The 17,448-nt window shown below is 72.4% G+C and carries 12 protein-coding genes; all 12 read left to right on the plus strand.

Translation table 11 applies throughout. The features are described 5' to 3' along the window. The first annotated feature begins 98 nt into the window (after window positions 1–98). The 12 genes from AC5L38_RS03580 (at window position 99) to AC5L38_RS03635 (ending at window position 17,375) form a co-directional block, all read left to right on the plus strand. Window positions 99–851, plus strand: a complete 753-nt coding sequence (locus AC5L38_RS03580) for a TetR family transcriptional regulator (protein WP_495241286.1) — start codon at window positions 99–101, stop codon at window positions 849–851. A 10-nt stretch (window positions 852–861) separates the two neighbouring features. Continuing rightward, the gene (locus AC5L38_RS03585) at window positions 862–2,712 is read left to right on the plus strand and encodes a methylmalonyl-CoA mutase family protein (protein WP_495241287.1); all 1,851 of its coding nucleotides are present in this window, start codon (window positions 862–864) and stop codon (window positions 2,710–2,712) included. Further along, the gene (scpA, locus tag AC5L38_RS03590; RefSeq protein WP_495241288.1) at window positions 2,709–4,955 is read left to right on the plus strand and encodes a methylmalonyl-CoA mutase; all 2,247 of its coding nucleotides are present in this window, start codon (window positions 2,709–2,711) and stop codon (window positions 4,953–4,955) included. The genes AC5L38_RS03585 and scpA overlap by 4 nt, the downstream gene beginning before the upstream one ends. After that, entirely contained in the window at window positions 4,939–5,925 is a 987-nt protein-coding gene (gene meaB / locus AC5L38_RS03595; protein ID WP_495241289.1) for a methylmalonyl Co-A mutase-associated GTPase MeaB, read from the plus strand. Before scpA ends, meaB begins: the two co-directional genes overlap by 17 nt. A gap of 447 nt (window positions 5,926–6,372) precedes the next feature. Then, complete coding sequence (locus AC5L38_RS03600) at window positions 6,373–7,761, plus strand: cytochrome P450 (RefSeq protein WP_495241290.1); 1,389 nt, start codon at window positions 6,373–6,375, stop codon at window positions 7,759–7,761. Between the two features lie 200 nt (window positions 7,762–7,961). Continuing rightward, the gene (locus AC5L38_RS03605) at window positions 7,962–8,822 is read left to right on the plus strand and encodes a terpene synthase family protein (RefSeq protein ID WP_495241291.1); all 861 of its coding nucleotides are present in this window, start codon (window positions 7,962–7,964) and stop codon (window positions 8,820–8,822) included. After that, window positions 8,819–10,522 (plus strand): prenyltransferase/squalene oxidase repeat-containing protein, encoded by a 1,704-nt coding sequence (locus AC5L38_RS03610; RefSeq protein WP_495241292.1) that lies wholly within the window; start codon window positions 8,819–8,821, stop codon window positions 10,520–10,522. The genes AC5L38_RS03605 and AC5L38_RS03610 overlap by 4 nt, the downstream gene beginning before the upstream one ends. Before the next feature lie 212 nt (window positions 10,523–10,734). Continuing rightward, window positions 10,735–13,575, plus strand: coding sequence for a sensor histidine kinase (locus tag AC5L38_RS03615; RefSeq protein WP_495241293.1), 2,841 nt, complete (start codon window positions 10,735–10,737; stop codon window positions 13,573–13,575). Between the two features lie 101 nt (window positions 13,576–13,676). Further along, window positions 13,677–14,123: a roadblock/LC7 domain-containing protein gene (locus AC5L38_RS03620; protein WP_389907814.1), complete on the plus strand. Its 447-nt coding sequence runs from the start codon at window positions 13,677–13,679 to the stop codon at window positions 14,121–14,123. After that, window positions 14,120–14,506 (plus strand): DUF742 domain-containing protein, encoded by a 387-nt coding sequence (locus tag AC5L38_RS03625; RefSeq protein ID WP_495241294.1) that lies wholly within the window; start codon window positions 14,120–14,122, stop codon window positions 14,504–14,506. Before AC5L38_RS03620 ends, AC5L38_RS03625 begins: the two co-directional genes overlap by 4 nt. Then, window positions 14,487–15,128 carry a GTP-binding protein gene (locus AC5L38_RS03630; RefSeq protein WP_495241295.1) on the plus strand — a complete coding sequence of 214 codons (642 nt, stop codon included), beginning with the start codon at window positions 14,487–14,489 and terminating at the stop codon, window positions 15,126–15,128. Before AC5L38_RS03625 ends, AC5L38_RS03630 begins: the two co-directional genes overlap by 20 nt. A gap of 228 nt (window positions 15,129–15,356) precedes the next feature. Next, window positions 15,357–17,375 (plus strand): CehA/McbA family metallohydrolase, encoded by a 2,019-nt coding sequence (locus AC5L38_RS03635; protein WP_495241296.1) that lies wholly within the window; start codon window positions 15,357–15,359, stop codon window positions 17,373–17,375. Window positions 17,376–17,448 lie beyond the last annotated feature (73 nt).

Here is a 17,448-nt window from a genome sequence, read left to right on the forward strand (position 1 = left end):
GAAAAATCGCACAAGCCTTTCGGGGCGATTGTTTGCGCCGGATGCTCGCGAAACCCCGCCGGTAGGATCATCGGTGAACGGAAAGTGAGGCGGCAGTGATGAGCACCCCTCTGACCAGGAGCGAGGCCAAGGACCTGACCAGGCGCCGCCTCATGCGCGCCGCGTTCACCATCCTCGACGAGGAGGGGGAGGCGGGCCTGACCACGGTCAAGGTCGCCCGGGCGGCGGGAATCGCCCAGTCCAGCTTCTACGTGCACTTCAAGGACCGGCAGGAGCTGCTGCGGGCGCTCGGCGACCGGGTGGGGGAGCGCCTGCGGGGGGCGATGCGCGAGGCGCGGCGCCGGGCGCGCGAGGCCCCCAGCGACAGGGAACGCCACCGCGAGACCTTCCGGATACCGCTGGAGGCCATCTGCCGGCACCCCGCGCTGTTCCGCCTGGGCCTGCGCGCCCGGCACGACCCCTCGTCGCCGTTCCACGAGTTCGCCGTCGAGAGCGCGGGCGCCTACCGGGCGCACCTGGTCGCGGACCTGGCCTCGTTCGGCTTCCCGACCGGCGGGGAGAGCGACCGGCGCCGCCTGGAGATGGTCGCCGACGGGATCGGCGCGCTGAGCGACGCGATGGCGATCGGCCACATCGACGGGCGCTACCCCGACCTGGAGGAGGTGGTCGACGTGCTCGTCGCCTTCTCGTACGGATACCTCAGGCTGCTCCGCAAGGACTCCCCGGCCTCGCCCGCCGATCCCCCCTTCCCCCGTGGCCCGTTTCGGAACGATCCACGAATCCCCCCTGACGACCCCGGTATTGGCATCCGCCACGAACCCGGGGGAGGCACCCGGCGGGACGGCGCTTAGGATCCGGTGCATGACGGTGCCGCCTGAGGAGCCTCGATCGGCCGCCGAGTTCCCACCGGTCACCCGTGACCGGTGGCGGGAGCTGGCGCTCGGGGTGTTGCGCAAGTCCGGTGTCGAGACCGGCTCCCCCGAGGAGGCGCTGGCCTCCACCACCCACGACGGCGTGACGATCGCGCCGATCTACGACGCGTCCGACCTGCCCGGTGATCCGGGCCTTCCCGGAGCCGCCCCCTACGTGCGCGGCTCCCGCCCCGAGGGCGGCTGGGAGGTGCGGCAGCGCCACGAGGTGCCCGATCCGGAGGCGATCCTCGCCGACCTGGAGAACGGCGTCACCTCGCTGTGGCTCACCCTCGCCCCCGAGGACCTGCCCCGCGCCCTGGAACGGGTCTACCTGGACCTGATCTCGATCACGCTCGACGCGGGCAAGCGGACCCGCGAGGCGGCCGAGGCGCTCTTCGCCCTGGCCGGGCGGCGGGAGGCCTCGGCGCTCCCCGGCGGGGCGGGGACGGTTCCCGGCGGCGGTGGGACGGTTTCCGGGGGCGGTGGGACGGTTTCCGGCGGCGGGACGGTGAGGCTCACCGGGAGCCTGGGCGCCGACGCCCTCGACGACGCGCGGACCGCGGCCGAGCTGGCCCGCCGCTGCGTCAGGGACCACCCGGGCCTCAGGGCGGTCGTCGTGGACGCCACCCCGTACCACGAGGCGGGCGGCGGCGACGTGGAGGAGCTCGGCTGCTCGGTCGCCGCCGGGGTCGCCGCGCTGCGGACCCTGGTCGGCGCCGGCCTGACGATGGAGCAGGCGTTCGGGCAGCTGGAGTTCCGGTACGCCGCCACCGCCGACCAGTTCCTCACCATCGCCAAGCTCCGGGCCGCCCGCAGGCTGTGGGCGCGCGTCGCCGAGGTGTGCGGCGTCTCCGGAGACCCCGGCGCGGCGCAGCGGCAGCACGTGGTGACCAGCTCGGCCATGATGACCGCCCGCGACCCGTGGGTGAACATGCTCCGCACCACGCTCGCCTGCTTCGCGGCCGGGGCCGGCGGGGCCGACGCGGTGACCGTGCAGCCCTTCGACGCCCGGATCGGCCTGCCGGACGCCTTCGCCCGCCGCATCGCGCGCAACACCCAGTCGCTGCTCGTGGAGGAGGCCGGGGTGGCCCGGGTGATCGACCCGGCCGGAGGGTCCTTCTACGTGGAGCGGCTCACCGAGGACCTGGCGGGCAGCGCCTGGACGTGGTTCCAGGAGATCGAGCGCGCCGGGGGAATGGCCGACGCCCTGGCCTCCGGGTTCGTCACGAGACGGCTCGCCGCCACCTGGGAGCGGCGCTCGGCCGCGATCGCCAGGCGCCGCGACCCGATCACCGGCGTCAGCGAGTTCCCCGACCTGGCCGAGAAGCCCCTGAGCAGGCGGGCCAGGCCCGCCGAGGGGGCCGCCGGGAGCTCCGGGGTGCACTACGCGCAGGAGTTCGAGGCGCTGCGCGACCTGGCCGACGCCCAGAAGACCCGCCCGAAGGTCTTCCTGGCCACCATCGGCCCGGTGGCCGCGCACACCGCCAGGGCGTCGTTCGCGGCGAACCTGTTCCAGGCGGGCGGCATCGCCACCGTGACCGGCGGCGCCGTTACCGATCCCGGCGAGATCGCCGCCGCGTTCACCGCGGGCGGCGCGAAGGTCGCCTGCCTGTGCTCCAGCGACCGGCTGTACGCCGGGCACGCCGAGGCGGTGGCCGCCGCGCTGCGGGGCGCGGGGGCGGTAAAGGTCTGGCTGGCGGGTAAGGGAGAGTTCGAGGGCGTGGACGCCAACCTCTACGCGGGCTGCGACGCGCTCGGCGTGCTCCGGACGACCTTCGAGGACCTGGGGGTGGCTCGATGATTCCCGACTTCTCCGGCATCGAGCTCGGCCCCCGGCCGGCCGCCCCGGACTCCGCTGCGAACGTCCCTGAGCCCGGCCCGGCGGCCCCGGGCTCCGGCGCGAACGCCCCGGAGCCCGGCCTGGCGGCCTGGGCGCGATCGGTGCGGGAGGCCACCGGCAGCGACCCCGGGGAGCTGGTGTGGGAGACCCCCGAGGGGATCGACGTCAAGCCGCTCTACACCGCCGGCGACCTGGCCGGGCTCGACTCCCTGGACACCTACCCCGGCGCGGCCCCCTTCCTGCGCGGCCCGTACGCGACCATGTACGTCAACCAGCCCTGGACCATCCGCCAGTACGCCGGGTTCTCCACCGCAGCTGAGTCCAACGCCTTCTACCGGCGCAACCTGGCCGCCGGGCAGAAGGGCCTGTCGGTCGCCTTCGACCTGGCCACCCACCGGGGCTACGACTCCGACCACCCGAGGGTGGCCGGGGACGTCGGCATGGCGGGCGTGGCCATCGACTCCATCTACGACATGCGGCAGCTGTTCGACGGGATCCCCCTCGACAGGATGAGCGTGTCGATGACCATGAACGGCGCGGTGCTCCCGGTGCTCGCGCTCTACGTCGTCGCCGCCGAGGAGCAGGGGGTGGCCCCCGAGCAGCTCGCCGGGACCATCCAGAACGACATCCTCAAGGAGTTCATGGTCCGCAACACCTACATCTACCCGCCGGGCCCCTCGATGCGGATCATCTCCGACATCTTCTCGTACACCAGCCGGAGGATGCCGAAGTTCAACTCGATCTCGATCTCCGGGTACCACATCCAGGAGGCCGGGGCCACCTGCGACCTGGAGCTCGCCTACACCCTCGCCGACGGGGTGGAGTACCTGCGGGCGGGCGTCGGGACGGGCCTGGACATCGACGCCTTCGCGCCGCGCCTGTCGTTCTTCTGGTGCATCGGCATGAACTTCTTCATGGAGGTCGCCAAGCTGCGGGCGGCGCGGCTGCTGTGGGCGAGGCTGGTGTCCGGGTTCGGGGCGAGGAACCCCAAGTCGCTCTCGCTGCGGACCCACTCGCAGACCTCCGGCTGGTCGCTCACCGCCCAGGACGTCTACAACAACGTCGTCCGCACCTGCGTCGAGGCGATGGCCGCCACCCAGGGCCACACCCAGTCGCTGCACACCAACGCCCTCGACGAGGCCCTGGCCCTGCCCACCGACTTCTCCGCGCGGATCGCCCGCAACACCCAGCTGCTGCTCCAGCAGGAGTCGGGCACCTGCCGGGTGATCGACCCCTGGGGCGGCTCCTACTACGTAGAGCGGCTCACCCACGAGCTGGCCACCAGAGCCTGGGGCCACATCGAGGAGGTCGAGGCCGCCGGGGGCATGGCCAGGGCGATCGACCAGGGACTGCCGAAGCTGCGCATCGAGGAGGCCGCCGCCCGCACCCAGGCGCGCATCGACTCCGGGCGCCAGCCGGTCATCGGCGTCAACAAGTACCGGCTGGACACCGACGAGCCCATCGACGTGCTGAAGGTCGACAACACCTCGGTACGCGCCCAGCAGCTGGAGAAGCTGCGCCGCCTGCGCGAGGAGCGCGACCCCGACCGGGTGACCCAGGCGCTGGAGGCGCTCACGAAGGGCGCCGCGAGCGACGGGAACCTCCTTGAGCTGTCGATCGAGGCGGCCCGCGCGATGGCCACGGTCGGGGAGATCTCCGACGCGCTGGAGCGGGTCTTCGGGCGGCACGCGGCGCAGATCCGTACGATCACCGGGGTCTACCGCGAGGAGGTGGGATCGGGCGTGGACGGAGTCCGCGCGGCCTGCGCCGAGTTCGAGCGCCTGGAGGGCCGCCGTCCCCGCATCCTGGTGGCGAAGATGGGCCAGGACGGCCACGACCGGGGGCAGAAGGTGATCGCGACGGCGTTCGCCGACCTCGGTTTCGACGTGGACGTCGGCCCGCTGTTCCAGACGCCCGAGGAGGTCGCCCGCCAGGCGGTCGAGGCCGACGTGCACGTGGTCGGCGTGAACTCGCTGGCCGCCGGGCACCTCACGCTCGTGCCCGCCCTCCGCGAGGCGCTGGCCGGGCTGGGCGCGGACGACATCATGATCGTGGTCGGCGGGGTCATCCCGCCGGGCGACTTCGACGCGCTGCGCGCGGCGGGCGCGAGCGCGATCTTCCCGCCCGGCACCGTGATCGCCGACGCCGCCCGGGGGCTGCTGGCGGACCTGCTGACCCGGCTGGGCCATGACGCGCAGTCTTGACGACTACGTCCAGGGGGTGAAGGAGGGGTCCAGGGCGTGGATCGCACGGGCGATCACGCTGGTGGAGTCCTCCAGGGCCGACCACAGGGACCTGGCCCAGCGGCTGCTGACCGAGCTGACCCCCCTCGGCGGCGCGGCGCGCAGGGTCGGCGTCACCGGCGTGCCCGGCGTCGGCAAGTCCACGTTCATCGACGCCCTCGGCACCCGGCTGACCGGGGAGGGCCACCGGGTGGCGGTGCTGGCCGTCGACCCGTCCTCGACGCGTACGGGCGGGAGCATCCTGGGCGACAAGACCAGGATGTCGCGCCTGGCGGTCGATCCGGCCGCCTTCATCCGCCCCTCGCCCACCTCGGGCACCCTGGGCGGGGTCACCAGGGCGACCCGCGAGGCGATGGTCGTGGTGGAGGCGGCCGGCTACGACGTCGTCCTCGTGGAGACCGTCGGCGTCGGCCAGTCCGAGACCGCGGTGGCCGACATGGTCGACACCTTCCTGCTGCTCACCCTGGCCAGGACGGGCGACCAGCTCCAGGGCATCAAGAAGGGGGTGCTGGAGCTGGCCGACGTGATCGCGATCAACAAGGCCGACGGCTCCGAGGGCAGCCCCCACGAGCTGGACGCGCGCAAGGCCGCCAGGGAGCTCGCCGGAGCGCTGCGCCTGCTGGGCGCGGAGCGGACGCCCCCGGTGCTGACCTGCAGCGGGCTCACCGGCAACGGGCTGGACGAGCTCTGGCGGCAGGTCGTCAGGCACCGCGACGGCCTGGAGGCCTCGGGGGAGCTCGCCGAGCGCCGACGCCTCCAGCGGGTCCGCTGGACCTGGGCCCTGATCACCGACAGGCTGCTCACCCGGCTGCGCGAGCACCCCGGGGTCGCGGCGATCGTCGCCGAGGTGGAGGGCGAGGTCCGGGAGGGCACGCTGACCCCGTCGCTGGCCGCCGAGCGCATCCTCGCGGCCTTCGCCAAGGGCGGCTGACGGCCCCGGGCGCGAGCCCGCCGTCACTGTGGGTCACGCCAGGTCATCGCTCGATTAGCGTCCTGATCCGCCATTAAAGCGTTCACGTTAAGCGCATGTTAACAAGGCTCGTGTCCGAAAGTGGCAAGATTTATATTCTATACGAGCTTGATCACTTCTAGCGGTTCATGTGATACTTCGTGCGAAGATTAACTAATGTTGTGATGTGATGCACTTTATCGTGTAAAACGCAGAATGAGACAGGCGAGGAGGCCCGGAGCGTTCCAGGATTGCCGGCCGAGCGGTCCCCGATTCGCAGGTTGACCAGTCCTTATCCACGTTCCGGGGAGGACGCGGGACAGGTGGGATGTCCCGTTTCCGCACACCGCCGCACGACACCTGTGCGGGCGGTTGTCTCGTGCTGCGCGAATTCACGTCACGCGAGGTGGGAGACGTTTACCTATGTCCATGGACGTGCACGCCCGTACCGGCCGCCGGGCGAGATCCGTTCCGATGCACCGGGCCCTGCCGAAGTTGCTTCGCGAGCCGGCGGGCGCGCTCGCCGGGTTCGCCCGCGAGTCCCGGGGGGAGGTCGTCCGGCTGGAACTGGGGCCTTTCCGTCCCTACCTGGTCACCCATCCCGACCACGTCCAGAAGGTGATGCGCCTCGAATGGACGAAACACCAGCGCCTGGGAATGTTCTGGCGCCCCCTGGAGCGGCTCTTCGGGCACAGCGTCATGAGCGACGGCGAGCACTGGCAGAACAGCCGGAAGGTGCTGCAACCGCTGTTCACCGCGCGGTACGTCGCCACGATCGCCGACGAGGTGTCCAGGCGCGTCGCCGGGCGGGTCGAGGAATGGGACGGGTACGTCCGGTCGGGACGCGACTTCGACGCGGCCACGGAGATGTCCAGGATTCTCAGCTACATCGTCAACCGGGTGCTGTTCGGCGACAAGCTCAGCCGGGAGGACGGGGAACGCATCATCCCCGCTTTCGAACAGGCGTCCTATTCACTCGTTTACCGGATTCTCATGCCGTTCATGCCGTATTTCATGCGCATCCCCGGCGACCGGACCTTTCTGAAGGCCGTGGAATCGATCGACGACGTGGTGTTCCCCATCGTGAGAAAGGCGATGGCGAATCCCGACGACAACGTCGACGTCATCTCCGTGCTCTGCCGGTCCGTCGACGAGAACGGTGACAGGCTCACCGAGAAGCAGATCCGCGACGCGCTGGTCAGCGTGTACGCGGCGTCCTCGGAGACCACCGCGATGGTCCTCACCTGGCTGTGGCTGCTGCTGGAGGAGCACCCGGACGTGGCGGCCAGGCTCCAGGCGGAGATCGACGAGGTGGTCGGCGAGGGACCGGCCGTGCCCGAGGACATCCCCCGCCTCGTCTACACGCGCATGGTCCTGCAGGAGACCCTCCGCCTGTACCCCGCGGGCTGGTTCCTGCCCCGCAAGGTCATGGAGGACACGGAGATCGGCGGCGTGCGGATCAAGGCCGGATCGTCGGTGCTGGTCACCCCGTACGCCACCCAGCGGCTTCCCGAGTTCTGGGAGCGCCCGGACACCTTCGACCCCGAGCGGTTCGCGCCGGGGAGGGGGGAGGGGGAGGAGCGCAGGCACCGCTACTCCTACTTCCCCTTCGGCGGCGGCCCGCACCGCTGCCTGGGCGAGCCCCTGTTCTACGTCGAGGCGCCGCTCGTGGTCGCGAGCATCCTCAGCCGGTTCCGGATGTCGGTGCGCACCCCCGGACCGTTCGACACCGGCTGGGCCGCCTCGCTGCGTCCCCGGCAGAAGGTCGCGCTGGGTGTGTCCTTCAACGGCCACGACCGGAGCGGGGCCCTGCGATGACGCCCCGGCCCGATCCGGGCGCCCGGTCGGATTCGGGCGCCCGGCCGGATTCGCGTGTCCGTCCCGATCCGGGTGTCCGGTCCGGTCCGGAGGTTCCGCCCGGCTCGGATCCTCTGCCCGGCTCGGAATCTCCGCCCGGCTCGGAGGTTCGGCCCAGCTCGAAGGTTCGGCCCGGTCCGGAGGTTCTGCCCGGTTTCGGCGTGAGGTCGGACGCCCGGGAGGCGGGGGCGATCTGCGCCCGCGCCGGGCGGTCCCAGCGGGACATGCGCGAGTGGGCGGAGACCTATCCCGGCCTGTTCTCCGCCAAGCCGTTCGACGCGGCCCTGTACAGCACGCTCTCGCTCGCCATGGCCTTCGGCGGCCCCTGGTTCGACGCCGGGCAGCTGCGTACGGCGAACAAGGTCTCCCTGTGGGCGTTCGGCCTGGACTGGCTCGTCGACTACGTGGCCACCTCGCGGTCCGAGGTGGAGGGGATCGCCCGGCGCTGCCTGGACGTGGCCGCGGGCGCCCCGCCGGTCCCCGGTGACGACCTCACCCGCATGCTCGCCGACATCCGCGACGAGCTCGCCTCCTCGCCCGCGTTCCCCGAGCTCGGGCCGGTCTGGCGCGACGAGCTGGAGCGCATGCTGGGCGGGATGCTCACGGAGTGGCGCTGGAAGACCGACAAGGTCACGCCCACCTACGAGGAGTATCTCGCCAACGCCGACAACCTCGGCTTCTCCTACGTGTTCGCCGCCCACTGGATCCATGTCACGGGCTCCGGCGCGGTCGCGGACGTCGACGCGTTGCGCGAGGCGGGCTGGGCGGTGCAACGGGTCATCCGCCTCCTCAACGACCTGGGCACCTACGAGCGGGACGTCGCCTGGGGAGATCTCAACGTCCTGCTGCTCGGCGTGGACCGCACCGAGGTGGAGCGGCGGATCGCCGCGCTCGCGGCCCGGAGCCGGGAGTTGGCCGCCCCGCTGCGGATCACCCATCCGGAGCTGGCGGGCTACATGGAACGGCAGATGGACTTCTGCGCGGGTTTCTACCAGGTCGGCGACTACTGGGGGGCCTTGTGAGCGTCGACGGCCTGCTGGCCACCATGAAGTTCGCCACGAGGATCGGCACCGGGACCGGCCTGGGAAACCGCGCGGGGACCGGAACGGAGGACCGCGCGCGAAACGGTGCGGGGAACGGCGCCGGGATCGACGCGGTCGCCGAGGCGCGCGAGCTGGTCGCCGGGCTGCTGGCCGAGCCCTGGGGGCAGGTGTCGGCCTCTCCGTACGAGACCGGCCGGGTGGTGAGCCTGGCGCCCTGGCTGGCCGGGCACGCCGAGCGGGTCGAGTTCCTGCTCGCCACCCAGCGGCCGGACGGCGGCTGGTCCTCGTCCGGCGACCACGCCTTCGTCCCCACCCTGAGCGCGCTGGAGGCACTCCTGGCCGAGCTCGGCCGCGACACCACCGCCGGCCGCGACCTCCTCGCCAAGGCCGCCGACCGCGGGCTGGAGGCCGTCCGGAACTGGTCCTTCCAGGACACCTGGCCGCCGGACACGCCCGCGATCGAGCTCATCGTGTCGTCCCTGCTCGCCCTGATCGACGGGCACCTCGGAGGGGAGGGGCCGAAGCCGCCCCCGGGCATGGGCGGTGCCAAGCTGGTGGCCGTCAGGGCGTGGCTGTTGTCGGGCGCGGCGATCCCGCAGAAGCTGCTCCACGCCCTCGAGGTCGCGGGCCCGGAGGCGACGGCCGCCTCCGGCGTCCTCCCCACGCCGATGCCCGGCGGGATGGCGGCCGTCGGGGCCTCGCCCGGAGCGAGCGCCGCCTGGCTGGTCGCGCCCCCCGCGCCCCCCGGGTCCCGTCCCGGAGCCGTCTCCGAGGTCGACGCGCCGGAGGGCGGGGACGAGGCGGCCGTACGGCGGTACCTGGAGGCCGTGGTGGCCTCCACGGGCGGGCCGGTGCCGTGCACCCTCCCCATCACCGTGTTCGAGCGCGGCTGGACGCTGAGCTGGCTGCGGCGCGCGGGAATCGCGGTGGACCCCCCGCCGGAGCTGGTCGCGAGCCTGCGGGACGGGCTCGGCCCCGACGGGGTCGCCACGGGGCCGGGCCTGCCCGCCGACGCCGACACCACCTCCGTCGCCCTGTACGCGCTGGCGCTGCTCGGCGATCCGCGCGAGCCGGAGGGGCTGTGGCCGTTCGAGCTGGAGACCCACTTCTGCACCTGGCGCGGGGAGGAGGGGATGTCCCCGACGACCAACGCGCACGTGCTCGACGCCTTCGGCGAGTACCTGCGCCGATGCGGGGGAGAGCCCCGCCACGGGGCCGTCGTCGCCAAGCTGGCGGCGTGGTTGCGTGACCGCCAGGGGGTGGACGGCAGCTGGACGGACCGCTGGCACGTCTCGCCGTACTACGCCACGGCCTGCTGCGCGATCGCGCTGCGCGAGTTCGGCGGCCGGAGGTCGGCGGGCGCGGTGGCCGGTGCCGTGGACTGGGTGCTCGCCACCCAGCGCGCGGACGGGTCGTGGGGCCGGCGGGAAGGCACCGCCGAGGAGACCGCCTACGCGCTGCAGACCCTGCTGCTGGCCGGCACGGCCCGGGAGGAGCGGTGGCGGGAGGCCGTGGAGCGCGGGTACCGCCACCTGCTGGCCGCCCGTGACGGCGAGGCGCCGCCGCTGTGGGTGGACAAGGACCTGTATCTGCCGGTGGCGATCGTCAGGGCGGCCGTTCTGGGCGCGCTTCACCTGGCGCGACGTGCGCTCGTCATTACCGGGGATGACGCGTATTGAGAATTGACCGTGAATTAAAAATAGGACAGAAGGGCGCATTTACTCTGTCCGTCTTGAGGGTTTTTAGTGACATTGCTAGGGTTCGGCGGGTGTGATGTGGGGTGTCCCGCTGATCCCAGCGATGTGGCGACCGTTTGACCTGCTTGACCAGTATGTGTCAACCGCCACGAAAAATGCCGTCTATTTTCTTTCTCCTTCCCGGGGTGGATACCATGCGCTTGCGTAACGCGAGCTTGCGGACCAAGGTCACGGCACTTCTGGTGTCGCTCACCGCGCTCTGGGCGTTCACGGCATGGGTAACGATCCGTGACGGTCTGAACATGCTGGGCGTGGCGACCCTCAACACCGAGGTCGCCGACCCGAGCGAGCGGCTCATCGTCGAGCTGCAGGCCGAGCGGCGGCTGACCGCGATCACCCTGGGGGCGGTCGGCACCGAGAGCCGGCGGCGCGAGGCGCTGGCCTCCCAGCGCAAGCGCACCGACGCCGCCGACGCGCACTTCCGCAAGCTCACCGGCGGCAACGCGGTGAGCCTGCTGGGCACCCCCGCCCTGGAGCGCCGCATCGACGAGACCGGCGAGCTGCTGGACGGCCTGACCGCCGCGCGCAAGGCGATCGACGCCGGCCGGGTCAACCGGACCTGGACGGCCGCGGAGTTCACCGCCATCATCGACTCGATCTTCCGCGTCTACGACTCGCTGGCGACGCTGGACGACGAGGAACTCGCCAAGGACACCCGCACGCTCATCGGGATGAACCGGGCCCGGGACATGCTGGCCCAGGAGGACGCCCTGGTGATGGGCGCCCTGACGGCCGGCCGGTTCGCCGAGGGCGAGCAGATCAGGTTCACGCAGATGGTCGGCACGCGGCGCTTCATCACCGAGCAGGCGGTGGCCGAGCTGCCCGCCGCCGACCAGGAGGCCCACCGGCGGCTGGTCGCCGAGGTGCAGTTCACCCGGCTGCGCGCCATGGAGGACCAGCTGATCCAGGACCCGGACGCGGTGCAGGCCGGGCTGATCGACGTCACGAGGTGGAGCTCCGACGCCCTGCCCGCGCAGACCAAGTTCACGCAGGCCGTGCTCACGGCCGGCAGCGGAGTGGTCGAGCGGTCCGGTCCGGTGGCCGCCGGCGTCATCGTACGGCTCGCGCTGGCCGGCGGACTGGGTCTCGTGGCCGTCATCGCCTCGGTCGTCCTGGCCATCACCACGGCCCGCGCCCTGGTCCAGCAGCTGGAGAAGCTGCGGGCCGCCGCCTGGGAGCTCGCCAACGAGCGGCTGCCCGCCGTGGTCGAGCGGATCGGCCACGGGCAGGTGGTGGACGTCGCGGCGGAGGCGCCTCCCCTCAAGTTCGGGGACGACCAGATCGGGCAGGTCGGCCAGGCGTTCAACGCCGTGCAGCGGACCGCCATCAAGGTCGCCGCCGAGCAGGCCCAGCTGCGCCGCGACATCGCCGACATCCTGCGCAACCTCGCCCGCCGTACCCAGTCGCTCGTGCACCGCCAGCTGAGCGTGCTCGACGTCATGGAGCGGCGCGAGAACGACCCGCAGGAGCTGCGCGACCTGTTCAGGCTCGACCACCTGGCGACCCGCATGCGGCGCTACGCGGAGAACCTCCTCGTGCTCTCCGGCGCGGCGCCGGGCCGCGCCTGGCGCGACGCGGTCCCGATGATCGACGTGGTCCGCGGCTCCCTCGCCGAGATCGAGGACTACACCCGGGTCGACGTGATGCCCCTGGGGGAGGTCTCGCTGGACGGCCGGGCGGTGAGCGACGTGATCCACCTGATCGCCGAGCTCGTCGAGAACGCCGCCTCCTTCTCCCCGCCCTACACGACGGTGCAGGTCGGCGGATACCTGGTGGCCCACGGCTACGCGCTGGAGATCGAGGACCGCGGCCTGGGCATGAGCCCCGCGGACATCGCGGACGCCAACGAGCGGATCGCCAACCCCCCGGAGCTCAAGCTCTCCGGCAACGCCCGCCTCGGCCTGTACGTCGTCAGCCGCCTGGCCGAGCGGCACGACATCCGGGTGACCTTCAAGTCCTCCCCGTACGGCGGCACGACCGTCATCGTCCTCATCCCGCAGGAACTGGTCAACGAGGAGGACCCGGGCCCCTCCGTCGGGGTCGGCGTGCCGCAGGCGCGCCCGGCGAGCAGCGCGGAGATGAACGGCGGCACCTCCGCGACCACCGCGGTCCGCGGCAGGGCGGGCGACCCGCTGGGCATCACCGGCGGCCCCGGGCGGGTCGCCGGGGCGGAGGGAGAGGTCATCGGCGAGCAGCACGTTCCCGGCCGAGGGTCCGATGTGTGGGAGCCCGCGCCGCCCGCCAACGGCCGGTCGCACCCGGCGGGCCCCGCGCCCTCCGGCCTCCTCCCTGACCAGGCCTCCTCCGCCGGCTTCCCCGACCCGGCGTCCTCCGCGGGTTCCGCCGATCCGGCTCCCCTCGGTGGTTTCGCCGACCCGGCCTCCTCCGGTGGCTTCGCCGACCCCGGCCGCCTCGTCCCCCCGCCGGACTCCGGCCGTTCCGCGGATGCGGGCCTTCCCGCCGGTCTCGCCGGCCCGGCGCCCTCCGGACGGCATTCCGCGGGCCCCGCGCCCGACGAGGGTTTCCCCGACCCGACGTTCCCCGGCCGTTTCGCCGACCCCTCGGCGCTCAGGCAGATGCCCGAGACCGGAACCCGCGGACGGCTGCCCGACTTCACGAACCCCGGCTCTCCCGCCTCGCCGGGCGCTCCCGGCGGCGGCCTCGACGACTCCGGCGCCCACGGGCGTCCGGGCGGCTCCGGGACGTCGCTGCCGCCCGTGCTGCCCCCGCCCGACAGCAGTCACACCCCGGGTGGCCTGCCGAGGCGCGTCCCGCAGACCCACCTCGCCGCCCCCCTGCAGGAGGACGAGCCCGTGGCCCCGCCCCCGGTCGAGGACACCGACGAGCGCTCGCCGGAGATGATCCGCGCGGCCATGTCGTCCTTCCAGGCCGGTACGCGCCGGGGCCGCGACGACGCCGCCCAGTTGCTCGACCACGACGGAGATCCGGCGGACGAGGGCGGGCCCGCGGTGTGATCCCCGGTGGATGATCTCAAGTCGTACGTGCCAGGCAGGCGCCGATGAGCCGCTGGGAACCGGCGACGTGACAGTCGGCAGGCAGAAGGAGAGGACAACGAGTGGTGCAGGGAACAGGATCCTTCACGGACCTGGCCTGGTTGCTGGACGACCTGGTCTCGCGGGTGGAGGAAGCTCAGCACGGAATCGTGTTCTCCACCGACGGCCTGCTGCTGGCCGCGTCGGCGGGGTTCTCCCCGGCCGACGCCGAGCATCTGGCCGCCGTCGGGTCGGCGATCCAGAGCCTGGGCCGCGGGGTCAGCGACAGGGTCGGTGGCGGGCCGATGCGCCAGACCATCATCGAGATGCGGACGGCGTACCTCATCGTCACCGCCGCCGGGCAGGGAGCCTGCCTGGCGGTGTTCTGCGGCGCCGAGGCCGACGTCGGCCTGGTGGCCTACGAGATGGCCATGCTCGTCACCCGCGTGGGGCAGTACCTCACCTCGCCCACCAGGACGCCCGAGTCCTCCTTCAGGGCCGACTCCCTCAGAGGCGACGGCACACGATGAGCATCTTCGACGAGCAGCCAGAGACCCAGTGGGTCGGCGACGAGGCGGGGCCCATCGTCAGGCCGTACGTCCTGACGCGGGGCAGGACCGAACCGAGCCGCGGCCGGTTCGACCTCATCACCCTGGTGGTGACCATCCGGCAGGTCTCGTCGAGGGAACCGGGTCTGGACCCGGAGTGTCAGGCCATCGTCCGGCTCTGCCTGCAGGCCCAGTCGGTCGCGGAGATCGCGGCCCATACGAACCTTCCGGCAGGCACGGTCCGTGTCCTGCTCAGCGACCTGCTCGACCAGGGATACATCGCCATGCAAGAACCGCATTCGGAGACGGACATGCACGACGAGAGGCTGTACAGGGCGGTGCTCGATGGACTCCGTGCGCTCTAGCCGGGACGCCGGGCGCGTGAAGCTGCCCAAGGCGATCAAGATCCTGGTCGCCGGCGGATTCGGTGCGGGCAAGACCACGCTGGTCGGCGCGGTCTCCGAGATAGAGCCGCTGCGCACCGAGGAGACCCTGAGCGACCGGGGTATCGGTGTCGACGACCTGTCGGGCGTGGAGACCAAGCGGACCACCACGGTCGCCATGGACTTCGGCCGCATCACCATCGGCGACGACTACCGCCTCTACCTGTTCGGCACGCCCGGCCAGGAGCGCTTCTGGTTCCTCTGGGACGAGCTGGCGCTGGGCGCGCTCGGCGCGGTCGTCCTCGCCGACACCCGCAGGCTGGCCGACTGCTTCCCCTCGCTCGACTACTTCGAGCGGCGCGAGACGCCCTTCATCGTCGCGGTCAACTGCTTCGACGGTGCCCGCCGCTACGAGCTCGACGAGGTCAGGCTCGGGCTCACCCTGCACGAGGACATCCCGATCGTGCTGTGCGACGCCAGGCAGCGGGAGTCGGGCAAGGAGGTGCTCATCACCCTCGTCGAGCACGCGATGCGGATGCGACTGGGCACGATGGCCCAGCCGTCGGGCGCCGAACCCCCCACGGGCCAGGCCGCGACCCGCTGACACGTCCCCACGGGCCGGCCCCGGCCCGCTGACACGTTCCCCGCGCGGCAGGGGGCGAGCCGTCGGCACGATGGGGCCTTCCAGGGCGGATCATCACCGCCCCGGGAGCGCTTTTCCCCCTCCGATAGGGATGAATCCCTCACCGATGGACGTCATGCCGCGACCCCCCATGTGCGCCGTGTCACGATAGCGGCGATCACCTGGCGTCCTACCGTGTGGGGGAGACCTATGTGTGACGACCCGAACCTTCCTCTCACCGTCGCGCGGGCGCTCGGGGAGTACCGGGCGCTGCTGGACGAGCACGGGGTCACCTGGGGCGAGGATCCCATCTTCTACGTCAAGTCCATGGCCACCGACGCCTACCTGATGGGCACGACCGGCTTCTGGGAAGTCTGTTACGGCATGCTCGGCACCCGCTACCCCGGGGCGCCGTTCGAAGAGCTCAGGGACCGTCTCGACGAGCTGGACATGGACGAGGTCGTCCGCGGCGTCCTCGCGGGCAGGGTGCTCGGCAACCTCGCCGCGCTCCGCCTCACCGACGAGGGGACCGCGCTGCGGGCGCGGGCGCAGACCGTGCTGGACGGCAGGCCCCTGCGCACGACGTTGCTGGTCGACTCCATCAGGCCCGAACCGGCGACCGTGCTGGTGGACGGGCGGGCGCACGTGGTCGGCCCCGGCGGCGCCCGGCTCATCAAGATCACGAGTCGGAGCGAGGTGGCGGCCGACGGCGTACCGGTCGACCTGGCGCCCCTGATCCGCCTCGCCCCCGCCGCCCGCCTGCGGGTGCGCGCGGGCCTCCCGTGCAAGTGGAGCGTGTACGGCGAGCACGGCCAGGGCTGGTACCCCGAGGGCGCCCCCGACCGGCACGACTACCACGTGACGCCCTACTTCCACGGCGACGACCTGGTGCTGGACGTCCCGGCCGAGACGCTGACCGTGCGGGTGTCCAGGGGCATGGAGTACGGCTCCGCGCAGGTCATGGTCACCCCGGAGCCGGGCGGGGAGACCCTCGTCGAACTGACCCCCGAGCGGCTCTACGACGCGGCCGCCCTGGGCTGGTACGGCGGGGACATGCACGTCCACCTCAACTGGGCCGGCGACATGGTCGGCACCCCCGAGCTCGCGGGCATCATGCAGCACGGCGAGGACCTGCACGTCCTCAACCTGGTCGCCGGGAACGTCTCCTCCGAGCGGGTCTACGACTCCGAGGCGCTCGAACACTGGGCCGGGCGGGACCTGCCCTGGTCCGACGCCTCCCACCTGGCCAGGATCGGCGTCGAGTACCGCAACGACCTGCTCGGCCACCTCTACGCCTTCGGCGTCTCGGCCCCGCCCTCGCGCTTCCACACCGGTTTCCTCGGCACCGTCGACTGGCCGCCCAACAGCGTCGCCTGCGAGGAACTCCGCGGCCTGGGGGCCGTCACCGGCTACAGCCACCCCTTCCACACGCCGTTCGCCGACACCGACGCCCCGGACAAGGCGCTGCGGTGGGGGCGCAACTGCTCCTCCCGGGAGATCGTCGCCGACGCGGCGCTCGGCCTCGTCGACACCCTGGACGTGCTCAGCCAGACCTCGATCACCGCGACCGCCGCCGTCTACCGGCGCCTGATCGGGGCGGGCAACCGCATCGCGGTCACCGCGGGCACCGACGCGATGGTCTCCTTCGCCCGGCGGGGGAACCAGTCCAACCCGCCCGGCTGGGCGCGCGTCTACGCCCGGGTGGACGGGCCGCTGACCGCCACGTCGTTCGCCGAGGCGGTCAGGCGGGGCCGTACCTTCGGCACCACGGGCCCCTGGCTGGAGCTGTCGGTCGCGGGCCACGGCCCCGGTGCCACCCTGGACCTGTCGCCGGGGGAGCGGATCACGATCACCGCGCGGTCGACCGGCCCGGAGGTGGAACGCCTGGAGCTGCGCACCGCGGACGGCGTGCTGGCCGAGGGGCCGCCCGGCGAGCTCACCGCCGAACTGGTCGCCGGCGACCCCACCTACGTCGTCGCCCTGGCCACCGGCGGCCCGCACGAGCGGTCCTTCACCGGCGAGGTGTACGCCCACACCAGCCCGGTCTACCTCGACGTCGGCGGCCGTCACGTGGCCAGGGCCGAGGACGTCGGCTGGTGCCTGGAATGGCTGGACGCCCTGGAGTCGCTGCTGCGGGAGGAGGGCATCTTCGAGACCACCGGGCAGCTCGCCGACCACCTCGCCCTGATCGGCCGGGCCAGGAAGGTCTACCGGGACCGCCTGACCTGACGGCGCGGCGGCGGAACGCGGATCGCTCACCCGGCCGCACACCTGGCCGCCCATCTGGCCGCACACCTGGACC

This window comes from Streptosporangium nanhuense (assembly GCF_059358815.1).

What these genes read in the sequence shown, in the direction of transcription:
- AC5L38_RS03580 (WP_495241286.1), top strand. Translation starts at nt 99, where the DNA reads ATGAGCACCCCTCTGACCAGGAGCGAGGCCAAGGACCTGACCAGGCGC.
- AC5L38_RS03585 (WP_495241287.1), top strand. Translation starts at nt 862, where the DNA reads ATGACGGTGCCGCCTGAGGAGCCTCGATCGGCCGCCGAGTTCCCACCG.
- scpA (WP_495241288.1), top strand. Translation starts at nt 2,709, where the DNA reads ATGATTCCCGACTTCTCCGGCATCGAGCTCGGCCCCCGGCCGGCCGCC.
- meaB (WP_495241289.1), top strand. Translation starts at nt 4,939, where the DNA reads ATGACGCGCAGTCTTGACGACTACGTCCAGGGGGTGAAGGAGGGGTCC.
- AC5L38_RS03600 (WP_495241290.1), top strand. Translation starts at nt 6,373, where the DNA reads ATGGACGTGCACGCCCGTACCGGCCGCCGGGCGAGATCCGTTCCGATG.
- AC5L38_RS03615 (WP_495241293.1), top strand. Translation starts at nt 10,735, where the DNA reads ATGCGCTTGCGTAACGCGAGCTTGCGGACCAAGGTCACGGCACTTCTG.
- AC5L38_RS03625 (WP_495241294.1), top strand. Translation starts at nt 14,120, where the DNA reads ATGAGCATCTTCGACGAGCAGCCAGAGACCCAGTGGGTCGGCGACGAG.
- AC5L38_RS03630 (WP_495241295.1), top strand. Translation starts at nt 14,487, where the DNA reads ATGGACTCCGTGCGCTCTAGCCGGGACGCCGGGCGCGTGAAGCTGCCC.
- AC5L38_RS03635 (WP_495241296.1), top strand. Translation starts at nt 15,357, where the DNA reads ATGTGTGACGACCCGAACCTTCCTCTCACCGTCGCGCGGGCGCTCGGG.